Source organism: Bradyrhizobium sp. CCGB12 (assembly GCF_024199845.1).
In the GTDB taxonomy this organism is placed as follows: domain Bacteria; phylum Pseudomonadota; class Alphaproteobacteria; order Rhizobiales; family Xanthobacteraceae; genus Bradyrhizobium.
In genome coordinates, this window is record NZ_JANADO010000001.1 from 1345160 (window position 1) to 1364821 (window position 19662).

At 64.4% G+C, this 19662-nt stretch carries 18 protein-coding genes; 14 read left to right on the forward strand and 4 right to left on the reverse strand.

The window, feature by feature from the left end:
• Together NLM27_RS06260 and NLM27_RS06265 are read left to right on the forward strand one after the other, a co-directional pair.
• Positions 1 to 1221 carry a glycosyltransferase family 4 protein gene (locus NLM27_RS06260; RefSeq protein WP_254142523.1) on the forward strand — a complete coding sequence of 407 codons (1221 nt, stop codon included), beginning with the start codon at positions 1 to 3 and terminating at the stop codon, positions 1219 to 1221.
• The gene (locus NLM27_RS06265) at positions 1218 to 2165 is read left to right on the forward strand and encodes an NAD-dependent epimerase/dehydratase family protein (RefSeq protein WP_254142524.1); all 948 of its coding nucleotides are present in this window, start codon (positions 1218 to 1220) and stop codon (positions 2163 to 2165) included. Before NLM27_RS06260 ends, NLM27_RS06265 begins: the two co-directional genes overlap by 4 nt.
• Here the strand turns inward: NLM27_RS06265 and NLM27_RS06270 are convergent.
• Positions 2153 to 3187: a glycosyltransferase family 4 protein gene (locus NLM27_RS06270; RefSeq protein WP_254142525.1), complete on the reverse strand. Its 1035-nt coding sequence runs from the start codon at positions 3185 to 3187 to the stop codon at positions 2153 to 2155. The genes NLM27_RS06265 and NLM27_RS06270 overlap by 13 nt on opposite strands.
• Entirely contained in the window at positions 3184 to 4143 is a 960-nt protein-coding gene (locus NLM27_RS06275; protein WP_254142526.1) for a lysylphosphatidylglycerol synthase transmembrane domain-containing protein, read from the reverse strand. The genes NLM27_RS06270 and NLM27_RS06275 overlap by 4 nt, the downstream gene beginning before the upstream one ends.
• 221 nt (positions 4144 to 4364) lie before the next feature.
• On the opposite strand from NLM27_RS06275, the gene NLM27_RS06280 reads away from it, so the two are divergent.
• The 11 genes from NLM27_RS06280 (at position 4365) to NLM27_RS06330 (ending at position 17631) form a co-directional block, all read left to right on the forward strand.
• The gene (locus tag NLM27_RS06280; RefSeq protein WP_254142527.1) at positions 4365 to 5354 is read left to right on the forward strand and encodes an SDR family NAD(P)-dependent oxidoreductase; all 990 of its coding nucleotides are present in this window, start codon (positions 4365 to 4367) and stop codon (positions 5352 to 5354) included.
• A 7-nt stretch (positions 5355 to 5361) separates the two neighbouring features.
• Positions 5362 to 6774 carry a mannose-1-phosphate guanylyltransferase/mannose-6-phosphate isomerase gene (locus NLM27_RS06285; RefSeq protein WP_254142528.1) on the forward strand — a complete coding sequence of 471 codons (1413 nt, stop codon included), beginning with the start codon at positions 5362 to 5364 and terminating at the stop codon, positions 6772 to 6774.
• Between the two features lie 183 nt (positions 6775 to 6957).
• Entirely contained in the window at positions 6958 to 7962 is a 1005-nt protein-coding gene (locus NLM27_RS06290) for a Gfo/Idh/MocA family protein (protein ID WP_254142529.1), read from the forward strand.
• A gap of 9 nt (positions 7963 to 7971) precedes the next feature.
• Positions 7972 to 9159 carry a DegT/DnrJ/EryC1/StrS aminotransferase family protein gene (locus NLM27_RS06295; RefSeq protein ID WP_254142530.1) on the forward strand — a complete coding sequence of 396 codons (1188 nt, stop codon included), beginning with the start codon at positions 7972 to 7974 and terminating at the stop codon, positions 9157 to 9159.
• Between the two features lie 188 nt (positions 9160 to 9347).
• On the forward strand, positions 9348 to 10874 hold the full coding sequence (gene murJ / locus NLM27_RS06300; RefSeq protein WP_254142531.1) for a murein biosynthesis integral membrane protein MurJ: 1527 nt from the start codon (positions 9348 to 9350) through the stop codon (positions 10872 to 10874).
• An 82-nt stretch (positions 10875 to 10956) separates the two neighbouring features.
• On the forward strand, positions 10957 to 11346 hold the full coding sequence (locus NLM27_RS06305; protein ID WP_254142532.1) for a VOC family protein: 390 nt from the start codon (positions 10957 to 10959) through the stop codon (positions 11344 to 11346).
• Positions 11347 to 11732: 386 nt separating this feature from the next.
• Positions 11733 to 12020 (forward strand): DUF1127 domain-containing protein, encoded by a 288-nt coding sequence (locus NLM27_RS06310; protein WP_254142533.1) that lies wholly within the window; start codon positions 11733 to 11735, stop codon positions 12018 to 12020.
• A complete protein-coding gene (locus tag NLM27_RS06315) occupies positions 11999 to 12982 on the forward strand; it encodes a DUF1152 domain-containing protein (protein WP_254142534.1) in 984 nt (327 codons plus the stop codon). The genes NLM27_RS06310 and NLM27_RS06315 overlap by 22 nt, the downstream gene beginning before the upstream one ends.
• Before the next feature lie 116 nt (positions 12983 to 13098).
• Positions 13099 to 15408, forward strand: coding sequence for a xanthine dehydrogenase family protein molybdopterin-binding subunit (locus NLM27_RS06320; RefSeq protein WP_254142535.1), 2310 nt, complete (start codon positions 13099 to 13101; stop codon positions 15406 to 15408).
• A gap of 171 nt (positions 15409 to 15579) precedes the next feature.
• Positions 15580 to 16026 carry a cytochrome c gene (locus NLM27_RS06325; RefSeq protein WP_254142536.1) on the forward strand — a complete coding sequence of 149 codons (447 nt, stop codon included), beginning with the start codon at positions 15580 to 15582 and terminating at the stop codon, positions 16024 to 16026.
• 321 nt (positions 16027 to 16347) lie between these two features.
• Complete coding sequence (locus tag NLM27_RS06330; RefSeq protein WP_254142537.1) at positions 16348 to 17631, forward strand: cystathionine gamma-synthase family protein; 1284 nt, start codon at positions 16348 to 16350, stop codon at positions 17629 to 17631.
• 75 nt (positions 17632 to 17706) lie between these two features.
• Here the strand turns inward: NLM27_RS06330 and NLM27_RS06335 are convergent, their stop codons facing one another.
• Positions 17707 to 18123: a CHRD domain-containing protein gene (locus NLM27_RS06335; protein ID WP_254142538.1), complete on the reverse strand. Its 417-nt coding sequence runs from the start codon at positions 18121 to 18123 to the stop codon at positions 17707 to 17709.
• A gap of 155 nt (positions 18124 to 18278) precedes the next feature.
• On the opposite strand from NLM27_RS06335, the gene NLM27_RS06340 reads away from it, so the two are divergent.
• Entirely contained in the window at positions 18279 to 19205 is a 927-nt protein-coding gene (locus tag NLM27_RS06340) for a cytochrome c (protein ID WP_254142539.1), read from the forward strand.
• A 198-nt stretch (positions 19206 to 19403) separates the two neighbouring features.
• On the opposite strand, the gene NLM27_RS06345 is transcribed toward NLM27_RS06340, so the two are convergent.
• A complete protein-coding gene (locus NLM27_RS06345; protein WP_027560402.1) occupies positions 19404 to 19649 on the reverse strand; it encodes an Lrp/AsnC family transcriptional regulator in 246 nt (81 codons plus the stop codon).
• Between the last annotated feature and the right edge of the window lie 13 nt (positions 19650 to 19662).

Sequence of the window (19662 nt, forward strand, 5' to 3'; positions counted from 1 at the left end):
ATGCAACCTCGGGGCAAGATCGTCGTCGCGAGCCAGCATTACCCGCCTGACCCGAGCACGACGGCGGCGATCATGGCGGAGATCGCCTGTCGTCTCGCCGAGGACCACGAGGTCGTCGTGTTGTCGGGCTCGCAAGGCGCGCTGCCGGCCGTGCAGACCGGCCCGGGCAAGCCGCGCGTCGTCGCCATCAAGAACCGGATGGCGGGCAAGGCGGCGCTGGTGCGGCGCGGCCTGTCCGAGCTGCGGTTCGCGGCGCGCACGTTCTTCGCGCTGGTCCGCGAGCTTAAGGCAGGCGATGTCGTGCTCACCGTTACCGCGCCCTTCACGCTGCCTTACGCGGTCGCCGCGGCGGCTAGGGTCAAGGGCGCGCGGTCGGCGCTGATCATGCACGACCTCTTCCCCGACGTGCTGGTGATGGCGGGCCTGCTCAAGCCCGGCTCGTTCGTGACGCGGACGATGCGCGCCGCCAACAGCCTGATGTTTCGCGCGCTCAATGCCGTCATCACCATCGGCCGCGATGCCGAGCGCCCGCTGCTGAGCTATTCCGGCATGAGGCGCAACAAGATCCGCTTCATCCCGAACTGGGCGACGCTGGTGCCTGGGGCGCGCCCGCTGTTACCGGACAATCGGTTCCGCAAGGCTACGCCAGCGCGCTTCATCGTCGGACTATCAGGCAATCTCGGCTTCACCCATGATCCCGAGATCGTGTTCGAGGCGGCGCGCCTCCTGAAGGACGAGGCCGACATTCACTTCCTGCTGTCGGGCTGGGGCATCGGTTTCGAGCGGCTGAAGCAGTTGCAGGCTGAGGCGAACCTGCCGAATGTCTCCTTCGTGGCGCGCGTTGCGGATTCCGAGCTCGAGGCGTTTCTGGCGTCAGCCAATCTCTGGATCATTCCGTACCGGAAGGACGTTGCAGGGGTGTCGGTGCCGAGCCGGTTCTACAATCTGCTGGCGGTCGGCCGTCCCGTGGTGCTGGTCTCCGAGCCGGAGGCCGAGGCCGCGTTGACGGTGGTCGAGAACGGGCTCGGTTGGGTCGTGACGCCGGGCCGCGCCGACCGGCTCGCTGAGGTGATCCGCGCGGCGTCCCGTTCCGATAGCGGCGCGATGGCGGAGCGCGCGGTGCAGGCGGCATCGCGCTTCGACCGGACCATTGCGATGAACGCCTATGCCGGCCTGATCGACGAATTGTTGCGCAACCCGGACCTTGCGGAGCAACGATGAGCGAGAAGAAACCAGTCGTGCTGGTGACGGGAGCGAGCGGCTTCGTCGGCCGTCACGTCGCCCCCGCGCTGGCACGCGAGGGCTGGTCGGTCCGCCGTGCGGTCCGCAGCCCTGATGGCGTCGACGACGAGGTTGTGATCGAAACGATCGGTCCGGAGACCGATTGGCGGGAAGCGCTCGACGGTGTCGACGCCGTCGTCCATCTCGCCGCGCGCGTGCATCACAAGCACGAGGAGCATGCGGACGAGATCTACCGCAACGTCAATATCGCCGGCACGCTGCATTTGGCGCGCTGTGCAGCGGCGGCCGGCGTGCGCCAGTTCATCTTCGTCAGTACCGTTCTCGTGCATGGCCGCAGCAATGAGGGACGCGCACCGTTCAGCGAGGACGACGTCCTGACGCCGCGCGGCCTGTACGGCATGTCCAAGGCCGCGGCCGAGGACGGCCTGAGGACGCTGGCGCGGGACAAGGACATGAATATCTCCGTGATCAGGCCACCGCTGGTCTATGGTGCGGGTGCCAAGGGCAATTTCGCGCTGCTCACGCGCGCGGTGGACCGGGGGCTGCCGCTGCCCTTCGCCGCGATCCGCAATCACCGCGCCTTCCTCGCCGTGCAGAACCTGTCGTCGTTCATCCTGCACCGGCTCAGCCATCCCGACCCCGCGAGCAATTTCGAGACCTTCCTGGTGGCCGACCGGGAGCAGGTCTCGACACCCGAATTCATCGAGCGCCTGGCGAGAGCATCCGGCAAGAGCCCGCGGCTGTTCGGCATATCGCCGACCCTGCTCGGCACGCTCCTCCGCGTAACCGGCCGGCAGGATACGCGTGACAGCCTGATTGGCTCGCTCGAGCTCGACATCTCGAAGGCGATTGCGACCGGCTGGCAGCCGCAGGTCTCGCTCGACGAGGGGCTGCGGCTCGCGCTGTCGGCTCAGGAGAGTTGAGGGCGGGCGAAGCGCCGCAGCACGCAAGCGACCGCGATCGCGCCTGCGAGCAGGGCGAGGAGCGTGATCGCCATCGATCCGGCGCGAACGGTGACGATGGCGAGCAGGGCCAGCACGAGATTGAGCGCGAACACTTCGCCTGTTACCTGCGGGACCGTGAACCCGTTGTCGGTCGCACGCTGATAGAAATGCGAGCGATGCGCCGACCAGAACTGTTCACGGCGCGCGATGCGGCGAAACAGCGTGATGGTGGAATCCGCGAGATAATAGCCGGGCAGCAGCAGCGCCGCGACGGGTTGCCCGTGCCAGGCGAGCTCCAGCAGGCACCAGCCGAGCAGAAGGCCGATCGGCAGGCTGCCGACATCGCCGAGGAACACTCTTGCGACCGGCCTGTTGAACGGCGCGAAGCCGAGTATGGCGCCGCACAGGGCCGTCGCGAGCAGGCTCGTGGACGCAGACAGGTTGCCGAACCATCCGAGCAGTCCGAGCGCGGCGGTCGTCGGCACCACTTCGGACACCGTCATCAGGTCGAGACCGTCCATGAAATTGACGAGGTTCACGAACCAGACGCCGGCGATGACGATGAGGACACGTTCAAGGGCGAGCGGCAGGGCGGGCACGATCCGCAGCGTCTCCGGTGCCGCGTAGACGATGGTGATCACGGCAGCAGCTTGCAGCAGGAGCCGTACGACGACTGGCAGGGGCCGGATGTCATCGACAAGCCCGACCAGAGCGATCAGCACGGCGGAGCCGATCAAGGGCAGGGGAATCGCGCCATGCGCCCAGGCGGCCCAGGGTGCAGCGACCAGCAGGGTCGCTGCGACGACTGCGATACCCGCGCCCTGTGGCGTCGGAATGCGATGCGAGGACCGCGCATTCGGCCGCGCCAGCGCATAACGTTGCAGCAGCGGCATGCTCAGCCAGGTGATGCAGGCGGAGATCAGTGCAGCCAGCACGGCTGGCGCGAGCGCGAACAGCACCAGTCCGGCCGCAAGGTCCGCACCTGCGGCGAAAATCGTCACTCCGGCACTCCGAGCGGGGCCGATCCTTGCGCGGCTTTCTCGGCGCTGAGGATCCAGACCAGGCCGCCGATCGCGCCGACAATGAAGTACACGGCGCCGAACAGCAGCGAGATGTTGACGCCCTCGTTCGCGGCTAGCCCCGCGAAGCCGAATGCCAGGCCCATCGTGGCTTCACGCACGCCCCAGCCCGCGATCGAGATCGGCATCAAGGTGATCAGCATCACCGGCGGGACGAGCAGGAATATCTGGCCGAAGCCGATCGGTGCCGCGATCGACTGCACCACGCACCAGGCGATGACGACGGCGAGCACGTGAACGAGGATCGACAGGATCGCGATGATCGGGCCACGGGAGCGGCTGAAGATCACGCGGTTGGCGATCACGGCACAGGCGTGGATGTGATGCGTCCCCCACCAGGTCTTCAGCCAGCGCCATTTCAGCGCGCCGAAGATCAGGAAGCCGACGCCGCCCGCGAGCGCCGCGAGGTCGACGAGCAGCAGCGCCGAGCGCCCGTGCGGATCGGTGATGAGGCTGTAGCTCCAGGGCAGGCTCGCGACGATGAGGACCGCGAGCGCAATGAGGCCGATCGCGCGATCGACGAAGATCGAGTAGGTGGCGGCGCGCCAGCCGGCGCCGGCGCGCGCGACCAACCACAGCCGGACCGCGTCGCCGCCGATCGCGGACGGCAGCGTCTGGTTGAAAAAGGCGCCGATCACGTTGTAGCGCATGGCGCGGCGGAGCTCGAGCGGCGCGCCGCATTCGGCGCTGATCTCGCGCCAGCGCAGCACGCCGACGAAGATTTGCAGGAACGTGACCGCGATTGCCACGCCGATCCAGACCAGGCTGGTCACCGTGAAGCGCGAAAACAGTTCGGACAGGTCCACCTTACGCAGCGCCAGATAGAGCAGCGCCGCGGAAATCAGGATCTTGGCCGCAGAAAGCAGGATTCGGCGCATCTCGCCCGTATACAGGGTTTGCGAAGATTGGAGGCAACCCGACGCGAGGCGCCGAATTCGGCCGCTTTGGTATGGTTTTGGCGCCGATCTTGCAATAGCCGTTATGAATGCCGTTATGAATGCCGTTATGAAAGGGCCTCATTACGAGCGCTGGGCTATTGCGACCCCGGCAACGCCGCGGCTAAACAGGCGCTGCGGGCGGGGTATCCCTTGGGAACAGGATGACGGATCAGGCGATTTTGGTCACGGGCGCTGCCGGCTTCATCGGCTTCCACGTCGCCCGGCAACTGCTGAGCGAAGGCCGGTCCGTCGTCGGGCTCGACAATCTCAACACCTATTACGATCCGGCGCTGAAGCGGGCGCGGCTTGCGCTGCTGCGGAACGAATCCCCCTTTTCCTTCGTCGAGGCCGACCTCGCCGACCGCGAGACCATCGCGGCGCTGTTTGCGCGACATCGTTTTACAGAGGTCGTGCATCTCGCGGCCCAGGCCGGCGTGCGCTACTCGATCGCGCAACCGCACGCTTACGCCGATTCCAATCTCCAGGGCTTTCTCAATGTGCTCGAGGGCTGCCGCCACAATGGCTGCCATCATCTCGTCTACGCCTCGTCATCGTCCGTTTATGGCGCCAACACAAAACTGCCATTTGCGGTTGCGGACCGCACCGATCATCCGGTGAGCCTCTACGCCGCGACCAAGAAGGCGAACGAACTGATGGCGCAGTCCTACAGCCATCTCTACCGTCTGCCGGTCACCGGCCTGCGCTTCTTTACCATTTACGGGCCGTGGGGACGGCCTGATATGGCCATGTTTCTCTTTGCAGATGCCATCATGGCCGATAGGCCGATCCGGCTCTTTAACCATGGCCGGATGCGTCGCGACTTCACCTATATTGATGACGTGACCCATGTAGTATCCAAGCTGATCGATCTTGTTCCCGCGGACGATCCGGCTGCCGCAAATGCGCCGTCAAAGGTCTACAATGTCGGCAATCACCACCCGGAAGAGCTGATGCACGTCGTCGGACTTCTGGAGCAGGAGCTGGGCCGGACGGCGATCAAAGAATTGCTGCCGATGCAGCCGGGAGACGTGTTGGAAACGTTCGCGGATGTCGAGGACCTGATGCGCGATACCGGCTTTGCTCCGTCAACGCCGATCGAGCATGGGGTCCGTAACTTTGTCACCTGGTATCGGGACTACTTCAAGGTTTGAGATGACGATGGACAAACGCATTATCCCCCTGATCATGTGCGGCGGTGCCGGCACGCGCCTGTGGCCGGCTTCGCGCGAGGTACGCCCCAAGCAATTCCTGCCGTTGTTCGGCACGCGCTCCACCTTCCAGGACACGCTGCTGCGCGTCTCCGATCCCTCGCTGTTCGACCGGCCGATCGTCATCACCAATGCGTCCTATCGCTTCATGGTGCTGGAGCAGCTCGCCGAGATCGGTGTCGAGGCCGACGTGCTCCTCGAGCCGATGCGTCGCGATTCCGGACCTGCGATCGCCGCCGGCGCGGTGTTCGCGCAGAACCGCGCCAATGAGGCGATCGTGCTCGCGCTCGCCGCCGACCACGTGGTGCGGGACAATGCCGCCTTCGTCGCCGCGTGCCGCGAAGGCCTTGCGGCCGCGAATGCCGGACGCATCGTCACCTTCGGCGTCAAGCCGGAGCGGCCCGCGACCGAATACGGCTATATCAACCCGGGCGAGGCGATCACCGGCGAGGTGCACGCGGTCGCCCGCTTCGTCGAGAAGCCGGACGCGGTGAAGGCATCCGACTACGTCAATTCGGGCTATCTCTGGAACAGCGGCAACTTCATGTTCCCGGCCGCGGTCCTGCTCGACGAATACCGCAGGGTCGATGCGGCCAGCGTGGAGGCGATCGCCAATGCGGTCAACAATGCCGGCCGCGATCTCGGCTTCGTCACGCTGGAGCCGCAGGCCTTCGGCGCGGCGAAGGCGATCTCGATCGACTATGCCGTGATGGAAAAGACCTCGCGCGCCGCCGTCGTGCCGGTGTCCTGCGGCTGGTCCGACGTCGGCTCCTGGCTCGCGGTGTGGGAGTTGTCGGAGAAGGATGCGCAAGGCAACGCGTCACACGGCACCGCGGTGTTCGAAGACTCCCGCAACTGCAACGTCACCACCGATTCCGCGCTGGTTGCGCTCGAAGGCGTCGACGATCTCGTCGTGGTCGCCACCGCAGATGCGGTGCTGGTCTCGCGCCAGAAGGATGCCAACGGGCTGAAGCGTCTCGTGACCAAGCTGAAGGCGGTCGCACCCAAGGTCACCGAGGAGCATCTCAAGGTGCACCGGCCCTGGGGCAGCTATCAGTCCGTCGATAACGGCGAGCGCCACCAGGTCAAGCGCATCGTGGTGAAGCCCGGCGGACGGCTGTCGCTTCAGAAGCATCACCATCGTGCCGAGCACTGGATCGTGGTGCGGGGCACGGCACAGGTGACCGTCAACGAGACCGTGAAAGCGGTGCACGAGAACGAGTCGATCTACATTCCGATGGGCGCCGTTCACCGGATGGAGAACCCCGGCAAGATCATGCTGGAACTGATCGAGGTCCAGACTGGAAGCTATCTCGGGGAAGACGACATTATCCGGATTGAAGACGACTACCAAAGGTCGTAACCAGCGAACTCCGAATCACGCGACCCGGGCCGGAAGTGCGGTATCTTTTTCGGCTTAAGGCCCGGGGAACGTGTAACTTTTTGAATCAAATCGTGTCCGGGTTACTAGCTCCGCATTCGCCACAAATGTGGCGTCCGTGCTAGGAGAGCACCGGGGATTTGGGTTGAATCGGGGTTCCATCAGATGAGTTCCAAAGGGTCTGCACCGGCAAAGGCCGGCCTGCGCGTCGGCGTCATTGGCGCGGGCGTGATGGGCAGCAACCATGCGCGCGTGCTCGCGGGTCTTCCCGGCGTCAGCCTGGTCGGCATCGTCGATCCCTCGCCGGCGCACCGGACGCGCACCACCGAGCTTGCGAGCTGCCAGGGGTTTGAGACGCTCGACCAGCTTCTCGCCGAAGGCGTCGATGCCGTCACCATTGCGGCGCCGACCCATCTGCATCACGAGATCGCGCTCGCCTGCATCGCCAAGAACGTCCACGTGCTGGTCGAGAAGCCGATCGCATCCACGGTCGAAGAGGGCCGCGAGATCGTCGCCGCCGCGCAAAAGGCCGGCGTCACACTGATGATCGGGCACGTCGAGCGCTTCAATCCGGCCGTCGCCGCCGTCAAGCAGGCGATTGCGGGCGAGGACATCCTGTCGATCGCGATCACGCGCGTCGGCCCGTTCCCGCCGCGCATGTCCAATGTCGGCGTCGTCATCGACCTCGCCGTGCACGACATCGACCTGATCCGCTGGTTCACCGAGTCCGACATCGTCGAGGTGCAGCCGCAATTGTCGAGCGCGGTCGCCGAGCGCGAGGACATCGCGCTCTTGCAGTTCCGCACCGCGAACGGCGTGCTCGCCCACATCAACACCAACTGGCTGACGCCGTTCAAGGCGCGCAGCGTCACGGTCGCGACGCGCGGCAAATACGTGATGGGCGATCTCCTGACGCGCCAAGTCACCGAATGCTTCGGCTTCAAGCCCGATGGCAGCTATTCGATGCGGCATCTGCCCGTCGGTCATGACGAGCCGCTCCGTGCCGAGCTGATCGCGTTCCTCAAGGCCGTGCGCAACGGCGAGACGCCGGCGGTCACGGGCGATGAAGGCGTCGCCAGCCTCGAAATCGCGACGCGGTGTCTCGAAACGCCGTCGCGGCCCGCCGCCACGGCGGCTGCCCGCAAGGGCCCGCGCCGCGTCGCCGGCTGATCCTTTTCCATGTCGACGACTCAAGAAGGCGCCAAGAACCAGACCATGAACCAGCATCTGCGTTCCGATCCCATTCCCTTCATCGATGTCGGCTCGCAGCGCCGCCGGCTCGGCGCCTCGCTCGACGCGGCGGTGAAGCGCGTGCTCGACCATTGCCAGTTCGTCAACGGCCCCGAGGTCTTCGAGCTCGAGAAGCAGCTTGCGGCCTATTCTGGCGCCAAGCACGTCATCGGCTGCGCCAGCGGCACCGACGCGATCCTGATGGTGATGATGGCGAAGAATGTCGGACCCGGCGATGCCGTGCTGTGTCCGTCCTTCACCTTCATCGCGACCGCTTCGCCGGTGGCGCGGACCGGCGCGACGCCGGTTTATGTCGACGTCGACGAAGCCACCTTCAACATGAGCCCGGAGTCGCTGAAGCGCGGCATCGCGACCGCCCGCAAGGCCGGCCTGAAGCCGGTCGCGGTGATTCCGGTCGACCTGTTCGGCCAGCCCGCCGATCACGACGCCATCGCCGAGATCGCGGAGGCCGAGGGCCTGTTCGTGCTCGACGACGCCGCGCAAGGGTTTGGCGCGAGCTACAAGGGCCGCAAGCTCGGCACGCTCGGGCACGCCACTGCGACCAGCTTCTTCCCGGCCAAACCGCTCGGCTGCTTCGGTGACGGCGGCGCGATCTTCACCGACGACGACGACCTCGCGGCAACGCTGCGCAGCATCCGCGTGCACGGGCAGGGCGTCGACAAATACGACAACGTCCGCCTCGGCCTCACCGGCCGGCTCGACACCATGCAGGCCGCGGTCCTGATCGAGAAGCTGAAGATCTTTGACGACGAGATCGCCGCCCGCAACAGGGTCGCGGAGCGCTATGCACGGGGGCTTGGCAATGTGGTCACCGTGCCGCGCCTCAGCCCTGGCAACACCTCGGTCTGGGCGCAATATACGATCCGTTTGCCCAAGGGCACCGACCGCGACGGCTTTGCCGCTGCGCTCAAGGCACAGGGCGTGCCGACCGCGATCTATTACGGCAAGTCGATGCATCAGCAGACCGCCTACAAGCAGTATCCGGTCGCAGAAGGCGGCCTGCCCGCTTGCGAGAGCTTGTCGCAGGACGTCATCAGCCTGCCGATGCACGCCTACCTGACGGAAGCCGACCAGGAGCGGGTGATCGCCGCCGTGCGCGGCGCGCTGGCGGGCTGATTCGTTTTCACCTCTCCCGCTTGCGGGAGAGGTCGCGCCGAAGGCGCGGGTGAGGGTTCTTTCCTCTGGGGGAGTGTCCCGTTGCGGAGAAACCCTCTCCCCAACCCTCCCCCGCAAGCGGGGGAGGGAGCGGACCTCCGCCGCGGTTTGCACCTAGACCTGATCTCGCCATGCTCTAAAAGAGACGCATGCTCGGACGCATTTTCACGGTCGGTGGTTACACGCTGCTCTCGCGGTTGACGGGATTTGCCCGCGACATCATGCTCGCGGCGATCCTCGGTGCCGGCCCCGTTGCCGATGCCTTTTTCGTGGCGCTACGGCTGCCCAATCATTTTCGTGCGATCTTCGCCGAAGGCGCCTTCAACGCCGCCTGGGTGCCTGCCTATGCCCACGTCCATGGCGAGAAGGGGGAGGCGGCGGCAAAACTGTTCGCCGATCGCATCTTCACGCTGCTGCTGGCCTCGCAAATCGTGTTGCTGATCGTCGCCTGGCTGTTCATGCCGCAGGCCATGAGCATTCTTGCGCCCGGCTTTTCCGAGGATGCCGAGCAGCGCAAGCTCGCGATCGAGCTGACCCGCATCACCTTCCCCTATCTCTTGCTGATCACGCTGGTGACGCTCTATGGCGGCATGCTCAACGTGATGCAGCGTTTTGCCAGCGCCGCGGCCGCGTCGATCTTCCTCAACATCGCGATGATGATGACGCTAGCGCTCGCCGCCTGGTTTCCGACCGCGGGCCACGCCGCAGCCTGGGGCGTCCTGATCTCTGGTTTCCTGCAGTATTTCCTGCTCGCCGGCGATCTCGCGCGCCATGGCGGCCTGCCGCGCTTTGCGCCCTTGAAACTCGACGAAGACGTCCGAGGCTTCTTTAGGGCGCTCGGTCCGGCAACGCTGGGCTCGATGGGCACGCAGGTGGCGCTGTTCGCCGACACCATCATCGCGACCTTCCTGCCTGCAGGCGCGCTCTCGGCGCTGTATTACGCCGACCGCCTCAATCAATTGCCGATCGGCGTGATCGGCATCGCCATCGGCACCGTGCTGCTGCCGGAGATGTCGCGTCGGATCACAGCCAATGACCATGACGGCGCGATGAGGGCACAGCGCCGCGCCTTCGATTTCACGCTGTTGTTCTCGGTGCCCTTCGTTGCGGCTTTCATCACCGTGCCCGACGCGATCATGCGCGCGCTGTTCGCCCGCGGCGCGTTCTCGAAAGCCGATGCCGCCGCCGCCGGCGCGACGCTTGCGGCCTATGCCATCGGCCTGATCCCCTTCGTGCTGATCCGCAGCGCGGTCGCGACCTTCTATGCGCGCAAGGACACCGCGACGCCGGTCCGGGCATCGCTGACCGGCATCGCCGTCAACGTGGCGCTGAAGGTCGCCTTGATGGGATCGCTGGCCCAGATCGGCCTCGCGCTGGCCACCGCCGTCGGCGTCTGGACCAATCTGCTGCTGGTGCTCTTCTTCGCGGTACGCCGGGGCTTTCTCGTACTCGACCGTGCCTGGCTGTTGTCGCTCGCCAAATTCCTGCTGACCGGCCTCATCCTGGCCGCCACCTTCTGGCTGATCGCGCGGTTCGGCGGCGCCTATCTTGCCTCGGTGCGCTTCCACGACGAATTGACGCTTGCCTTATTGGCCGTCGGCGGCACGATCGTCTACGCGCTCGCGATCCTCATCCTGTTCGGCCGCCGCTGGCTGGTCTCGCTGGTGCGTGGCTAGGCCCTATCCTCTACCGGAGGATTGATCTAACGATCGAGGCTCCAACCAGTTGTCCGTCGACGGAAACGATTGGCAGCCCTGCATGCCACAGCATCTGAGCCTTACTGCGATTGTCGTTCGAGACTATGACGAGGCGATTGCATTCTTCGTTGGCAAGCTCGAATTTGAGCTTCGGGAGGACACCCGCCTCGACGAAGAAAAGCGCTGGGTTGTCGTCGCGCCGCCCGGCAGCGCCGAGACCGGCATTCTGCTGGCAAAGGCGGTGACCCCGGGCCAAGAGCAAGCCGTCGGAAATCAGAGTGGCGGCCGCGTCTTTCTGTTTTTGGCGACCGATGATTTCAATCGCGACTACGAAGCGTTTCGAGAGCGAGGCGTGAAGTTTCTCGAACAGCCGCGGCGTGAGGTTTATGGCACGGTGGCAGTGTTTGAAGACCTCTACGGAAATCGCTGGGACCTGATTGAACAGACATAGGACGTGGGAAGTCACCACACTTTGCTCAATGAGGACACTGGGTGGCCGTCGGAGGCACGATCGCTCGCGATCCTCGTTCTGTTCGGCCGGGCCTGGCTGGTCTCACGGTGCGGCGGCTAATGCGCCGGAGCGAGCCGCTCGCTCCTAGGATGCAGTTTTCCTCTGCGCATCCCTTGATTTCACGCGATTGTCGTGGTATCTGCGCCCCATGATCAAATCCTCGCGCAAAGTCAACTTCAACCACATGACCCGCTTCGGCTGGGCCGTGGGAGGAGTCGCGCGCTAGGAATTCGACGACGACATCTTTTCCACTAGGCCCCGCCGGCATCGGACGGGGCCTTTTCATTTGGCCACGCTCCCTGCCGGCACAACAGCAGGAGCATCCGATGCCACCTCAACTGACAAGCAGCACAAGTGAGACGGAGGGCGACGCCGCAAGGCTACGCCTCGACCTTGCATCGACGCAGAACGTTCTAGGCTTTCTCACGCGATACTGGCGGGCGTATCAGGAGTGGCGCTGGCGAGGCCCACGCCTCACCCTGCAGGACCTGAATGACAGGGAGCTGATGGATATCGGCCTGACGCGTGGCGAGATCGACTCCATTATGCCTGAACGCGCGATCGACAGGCTGAGAGATAGCGCGACGCAATTGTGGGGTCGTGGCGTGATATAAGTGATCAACCGCGGGGTTCTTCAAACATGATTGCGTTTCTTGAACGGCTCGACAACGCAAGCAATATTCTTGTTGCGGGCTGCGGCGGCGGCTTCGACGTCTTCGCCGGAGTCCCGCTGGCGCAGCATTTGATGGTAGAGGGCAAGCAGGTGGTGTTCGCCAGCTTCTCCTTCACGAATCTGTGGTTGTGTGGCGGCGAGCGCATCGCGGAGACAGTTTGGCGCGTCGATCAGCGCGCCGCCGAGATTCCATACTTCCCGGAGAAGTGGCTGGGCGAGTGGATGGGCCGCCGCGATCAGCTCGTGCCGATCTACGCTTTTGCCAAGAGCGGCGTTCGTCCGCTTGCGGCGGCGTATCGCACGATCATCGAGCGTCACGACATCGACACGGTTATTCTGGTCGATGGCGGAACGGACAGTCTGGTGTTCGGAGATGAGTCCGGCGTCGGCAGCGTCGTCGAGGATGCGGTCTCGCTTGTTGCAGCGGATCAGGCCGCGGGTGAAAACGTGCTGCTGGCCGCAATCGGCTTCGGCGTCGATCATTATCACGGCGTCTCGCATCACGCCTTCCTGGAGAATGCTGCCCAGCTGATTCGCGACCGCGGGTTTCTCGGCATGTTTTCGCTGTCGCAGGGCAGCAAGGAGGCGGATGCCTTCCTTGATCTGGTTGATTACGCCAACCAGCGCCAGCCGCAGCACCCGAGCATCGTGTGCAATTCGATCGCGAGTGCACTGCGGGGCGAATTCGGCAACTATCATGTCACCAACCGAACCAGCGGGAACGAGCTCTTCATCAATCCGCTGATGACGCAGTACTGGACGTTCCAGTCCTCGGCCGTGGTGCGCCGCATGGCCTACGCGGGCCAACTGGCCGAGACCGAGCGTGCCGAGGACGTCCGCCGGATCATCGATCTTCACAGGGAAATGAGCGAACTGCGACCTTTCCGTCCCATCCCGCTCTGACAGGCGCGGCGCGGAGCGGAGCGATCCTTCGCGGTTGTGCCCTGCTAATCCCGTTTGCCTTGCCACTTTTTCCACGGCAATATGCCGGCAAAACAACCATAGGACGGGAAAAGAAAATGGCGGCTCCCATCAAGTTCGGCGTTGGCCAAAGCGTGCTGCGCAAGGAGGATGATGCGCTCATCCGCGGCAAGGGCCGCTATACCGACGATTATGCGCCGCAGGCGGCGCTCCGCTGCCTGATGCTGCGCTCGCCGCATGCGCATGCCAAATACACCATCGATGTGAGCCGCGCCCGCGGCTTGCCCGGCGTCGCGCTGATCCTGACTGCCGACGACGTCAAGGACCTCGGCAATCTGCCGTGCCTCTTCAACCTCGAGACCGATCCGTTCACCGGCCCGCCTTACCCGATCCTTGCCAAGGACGAGGTGCGCCATGTCGGCGATTCCATCGCCTTCGTCGTCGCCGAGACCATCGACCAGGCCCGTGACGCGATCGAGGCGATCGAGGTCAAATGGAGCCCGCTGCCGGCGGTGACCGGCCTCGTCAACGCCGTGAAGAACGGTGCGCCGCAGGTCTGGCCGGACAAGGCCGGCAATGTACTGTTCGACGTCTCGATCGGCGACAAGGCGGCGACCGAAGCTGCCTTTGCCAAGGCGCATGCGGTTGCCGAGATCTCCATCGTCAATCCGCGCGTGGTCGCGAGCTTCATGGAGACGCGCGCGGCGGTCTGCGAATACGACGCCAAGCGCGACCATCTGACGCTGACGATCGGCAGCCAGGGCAGCCATCGCCTGCGCGACATCCTCTGCCAGAACGTGCTCAACATCCCCACCGACAAGATGCGGGTGATCTGCCCCGATGTCGGCGGCGGCTTCGGCACAAAACTGTTTCCGTATCGGGAATACGCCCTGATGGCGGTCGCGGCGCGGCAGCTGAAGAAGGCGGTGAAATGGGCGGCGGACCGCACCGAGCATTTCATGGGCGATGCACAGGGCCGCGACAACGTCACCACCGCGAAGATGGCGCTGGCCGAGGACGGCAAGTTCCTCGCCATGGATTGCGACCTGATGGGCGACATGGGCGCGTATCTCTCGACCTTCGGGCCCTACATCCCGCATGGCGGCGCCGGCATGCTGCCGGGCCTCTACGACATCCAGGCCTTCCATTGTCGGGTGCGCACGATCTTCACGCACAGCGTGCCGGTCGACGCCTATCGCGGTGCGGGGCGGCCGGAGGCGGCCTACGTCATCGAACGTCTCGTCGATGCCTGCGCGCGAAAGCTCGACATGACGCCGGATGCCATCCGTCGCAAGAACTTCATCCAGCCGAAGGCGCTGCCTTACAAGACCGCGACCGGCAAGGTCTACGATTCCGGCGACTTCGCCGCGCATCTCAAGCGCGCGATGGAGATCGCGGATTGGAAGGAGTTTGGCAAGCGCGCCAAGGCGGCCAAGAAGAACGGGTTGATCCGCGGCATCGGCCTTGCGAGCTATGTCGAGATCTGCGGCGTGATGGGTGAGGAGACGGCTAACGTCCGCCTCGATCCCAGTGGCGACGTCACCGTGCTGATCGGCACGCAATCGAGCGGGCAGGGCCATCAGACCGCCTATGCGCAGATCGTCGCCGAACAGTTCGGCCTGCCGCCGGAGCGGGTGCATATCCGCCAGGGCGACACCGACGAGATCGCAACGGGCCTCGGCACCGGCGGCTCGGCCTCGATTCCCACCGGCGGTGTTTGCGTGGAGCGTGCTGCGGGCGATCTCGGCAAGAAGCTGAAGGAGTTCGCAGCGCAGGCGTTGGAAGCAAGCGCAGGCGACCTCGAGATCACCGACGGCGTGATCCGGATCGCCGGCACCGACCGCTCGATCTCCTTCGCCGACCTCGCCAAGCGGCCCGGCGCCGATCCGTCGAAGCTGAACGGCAGCGCGACCTTCGCCAGCGCCGACGGCACCTATCCCAACGGCACGCATCTGGCGGAGGTCGAGATCGATCCGGCCACCGGCATCATCAAGATCGTCAACTACGTGATTGTCGACGATTTCGGCAAGACGCTCAATCCGCTGCTGCTGGCGGGCCAGGTGCATGGCGGCGCCATGCAGGGCATCGGCCAGGCCTTGATGGAGCAGGTGATCTATGGCGCGGGCGACGGCCAGCTCATCACCGCGACCTACATGGACTACGCGCTGCCGCGGGCGGCGGACGGGCCGGCCTTCGTGTTCGAGACCAGCAACGTCCCCTGCAAGACCAATCCGCTGGGCGTGAAGGGGGCGGGCGAGGCCGGCGCGATCGGCTCCTGTCCGGCCATCGTCAACGCCATCGTGGATGGGCTCTGGCGCGAATACAAGATCGACCACATCGACATGCCGGCAACGCCCGAGCGGGTGTGGATCGCGATCAACGAGCACCATCGCCGTCACAGCCTCTGATTTCGCATGATCCGGAAAAGCGTGCAGCGGTTTTCCGAAGAGATCATGCGCAATCCAACATCCAGGGCGCGACGATTTATCGTCGCGCCCTGGATGGAATGAAACCTGCCAAGCGGTGTTGGCCTCTTGAGGGGTCGGCACGATCCTGCATCAGGGAAAGGGATTTTGCGAATGAAGCGAGTGATGGTCGTCGGTGGCGCGCTGCTGCTCGGAATGGGCGCAGTTTGGGCGCAGCAGGACTCCGTCAAGGAGGTCCAGACCCTCATGAAGGGCAACGGCAAGAACGCCGGCGCAGTGTCGGCGATGGTCAAGGGCGAGAAGCCCTACGACCAGGCCACGGTGGACAGCGCGCTGGCGCAGTTCGAGGATACCGCCAAGAAGCTGCCGAACCTGTTTCCGGCCAGTGCCAAGGGCGTGAAGCTCGATGGCGACTACAGCGCCTCACCGAAGGTCTGGGAGGACAAGGCCGGATTCGATGCGAAGATCGCGAGCTTCGCCAAGACCGTCGGCGAGGCCAAGGGCAAGATCAAGGACCTGGATTCGCTCAAGGCGAATTTCCCCGCGGTCGGCAAGGAATGCGGCGGCTGCCACGAGACCTATCGGGTGAAGAACAGCTGAGGCGCCACGAGCAAGCTTCGTAGCCCGGATGGAGCGAAGCGCAATCCGGGAAAGTCTAACCAAGATGATAGTCCGCCCCGGATTACGCTTGCGCTCCATCCGGGCTACGGAAATCGATAAAGGGCGGTTGCGACAGCAGCCGTCTTTTTTTGTTGCGCCACTGTGGCTGTGAGTCGCAGCGCAGCGCCCGCAGGAAATTCTCACCGCAAGCCCTGACGGATCGCCGCCGGAGCAGCTATCTTCACGCCAACCGCGGCGATGTTGATGTGAGCTGCCGGACCCGGCGCCGCGAGCACAGAATCAGCAACAGCGAGACAGGCCATGGTCAAACCGTTTCCGTCGAAGACTCATATCGGCAACCACATGCTGCATCCCGAAACGCTGATGCTGACCTATGGCTATGATCCGCAACTGTCGGAAGGCGCCATCAAGCCGCCGGTGTTTCTGACCTCGACCTTCGTGTTCAAGACGGCCGATGACGGCCAGGACTTCTTCGATTTCGTCGCCGGGCGGCGCGAGCCGCCGGAAGGCATGGGCGCAGGCCTGGTCTATTCGCGCTTCAATCATCCCAACAGCGAGATCGTCGAGGACCGGCTCGCGATCTACGAACGCACCGAGAGCTGTGCGCTGTTCTCATCGGGCATGGCGGCGATCTCGACGACGATCCTGGCTTTCGTTCGCCCCGGCGACGTCATTCTGCACTCCCAGCCGCTCTATGGCGGGACCGAGACCCTGCTGACGAACACGCTGGCGCGTTTCTCGATCGGTGCCGTCGGTTTCGCCGACGGCCTCGACGAGGCGACGGTCAAGCAGGCGTCAGAGGAAGCCATGGGCAAGGGGCGGGTTTCGATGATTCTGATCGAAACGCCTGCCAACCCGACCAACGGGCTGGTCGACATCGCCATGATGCGACGTGTCGCCGAAGCCATCGGAAAGGCTCAGGGACACGCACCGATCATCGCCTGCGACAACACGCTGCTCGGACCGGTGTTTCAGCGGCCGATCGAGCAGGGCGCGGACCTCTCGCTGTATTCGCTGACCAAATATGTCGGCGGCCATTCCGATCTGATCGCGGGCGCCGCGCTCGGCGCGAAGGCGCTCATGAAGGGCATCAAGGCGCTCCGCGGCGCCATCGGCACGCAGCTCGATCCGCATTCCTGCTGGATGATCAACCGGTCGCTCGAGACGCTGAGCCTGCGCATGGAAAAGGCCGATGCAAATGCGCGCATTGTCGCGGACTATTTGCGCGATCACGCCAAGGTCGCGAAGGTCCACTATCTCGGTCACCACGAGGACACCTCGCCGGCCGGGCGTGTGTTCGCGCAGCAGTGCCTGGGAGCCGGGTCCACCTTCTCGTTCGACATCGTCGGGGGCAAGGAAGCGGCCGTCAAATTCCTCAACGCGCTGCAGATCTTCAAGCTTGCGGTGAGCCTCGGCGGGACGGAATCGCTCGCCAGCCTGCCGGCGACGATGACTCATTCCGGCGTTCCCGCCGACATCCGCCAAAAAATCGGCGTCCTCGATTCCACGATCCGACTGTCGATCGGCATCGAAAATCCGTCGGACCTGATCGCCGATCTCGCGCAGGCGCTGAACGCGGCTTGAGCATGGCGATAATCGAAAAGGCCGGACGCTCCCTCCGGGGCGTCCGGCCGTTCCGCGACGAAGCGGCGTTTTCGCCTACTTCATCACCTGGCCGCGAATCTCCCCGCCCGGGTTCGCGGCCGTGTGGATGTTGATGTAGTATTTGCCGCCGAGCAGATCGGCGGCCTGCGCGTCGGTGAGCGTCGCTTCGCCCTTGACCGGGCTTGAAGCCGCATTCGGGATCGCGACCGCAACGCCGGCGTTCTTGCCCGCCTCGGCCGGGCCATGGAAATGAGCGGCGGTGGCAGGGCCGGAGAGCCCCGAATAGGTGACGGTCCAGGACAATTTCTTGCTGGCGGCATCGTAGTCCAGATCGGCCGTTCCGCTGCCGCTGCTGGTCGTCGCCGGCACCTCGGACTTGCTGTCGAGCGTTGCTTTCAGCTTTTCGGCGCTGGCGGACCCTGCAAAGGCGACGGCCCCGAACGCTAACACGGTGATGACGGTCTTGCGCATGACATTCTCCCTGCTGAACCCGTTCGTGCTTGCTAACTTCCAACAGTCCGCATTTCAGTTTATTCCCGTTTCCGGCCAGGACGGGCTAAATTCTTCGTGGCTGGAGCCGCGCGGAGATCGGGCTTAAGTTCGCCGCAACGAATGAATGGATCAGCATGTTGCAACGAACAATTTTCGTGGCGCTGCTCGTCGCCATCGCCACTGCTGGCGTCTATTGGTGGCTCAGTGCGCCGGTGGTGGCGGCTCCGGGCACCACGCCGGCCCATGCGCCTGATCTTGCCAATGGCGAGGTGATGTTCAACGCCGGCGGCTGTGCGTCCTGCCACGCCGTCCCCAATCAGCCCGACCGTCTCAGGCTTGGTGGCGGGGTCGCGATCAAGTCGCCGTTTGGAACGTTCTACGCGCCGAACATCTCGCCCGATCCGTCCGACGGCATCGGCAAATGGACCGACGCCGATTTCGTCAATGCGGTGATGCATGGGGTCTCGCCGACCGGGGAGCACTACTTTCCGGCGTTTCCTTATACGTCGTATCAGCACGCCAGGCGTGAGGACGTGCTCGATCTCTTTGCCTATCTGAAAACGCTGCCGGCCGTTGCAGGCAAGGTGCGCGACCACGACGTGAGCTTCCCCTTCGATATCCGGCGCAACATCGGCATCTGGAAATTCCTGTTCATGGACGGCAAGCCCTTCGTTGCCGACGCTTCGAAGTCGCCGCAATTCAATCGCGGCGCCTATCTCGTGAACAGCTTTGGCCATTGCGCCGAGTGCCACAGTCCGCGCAATGCGCTCGGCGGCATCATCTCCGGCGAGCGCTTTGCCGGCGGGCCCAATCCGGAAGGCGAGGGGTGGGTCCCCAACATCACCCAGAAGCGTCTTGGCGATTGGAGTGCTAAGGATATCGCCTATTTCCTCAAGACCGGCGAATTGCCCGATGGCGATAGCGTGGGCGGCGCGATGACGCGCGTCATCAAGAACATTTCGCAATTGCCCGAGGCGGATCTCGCGGCGATGGCGGATTACCTGAAATCGCTGCCACCGGTGGATGGACCGACGCCGCCGAAACGCAAGCAGGGCAGCTAAAGCGAGATCGGGTTGATTGCTACGACGGAGATGCACTCCCTCTCCCGCTTGCGGGAGAGGGCTGGGGAGAGGGTGTTTCCACAACGGGACAGTCCCCAAGAGGAGAAAGCCCTCACCCGGCGCTTTGCGCCGACCTCTCCCGCAAGCGGGAGAGGTGAACGAGCCACCGCGACAATCGATTCAACCTAAAGCCACGCTCTAGCTCGTGCCGAACGCCTTGAAGGTGATGATGGTGAGGGTGTCCTGAATGCCCGGCAATACCTGCACCTTCTCGTTGATGAAGTGGCCGATATCGGTGTCCTTGTCGACGTAGAACTTCACCAGGAGATCGTAATGGCCGGCCGTGGAGTAGATCTCGGAGGCGATCTCGGCTTCGGCGAGCGCATTGGCGACCGTGTAGGACTGGCCGAGCTTGCATTTGATCTGGACGAAAAAGGGAACCATCGCGGTCACTCCG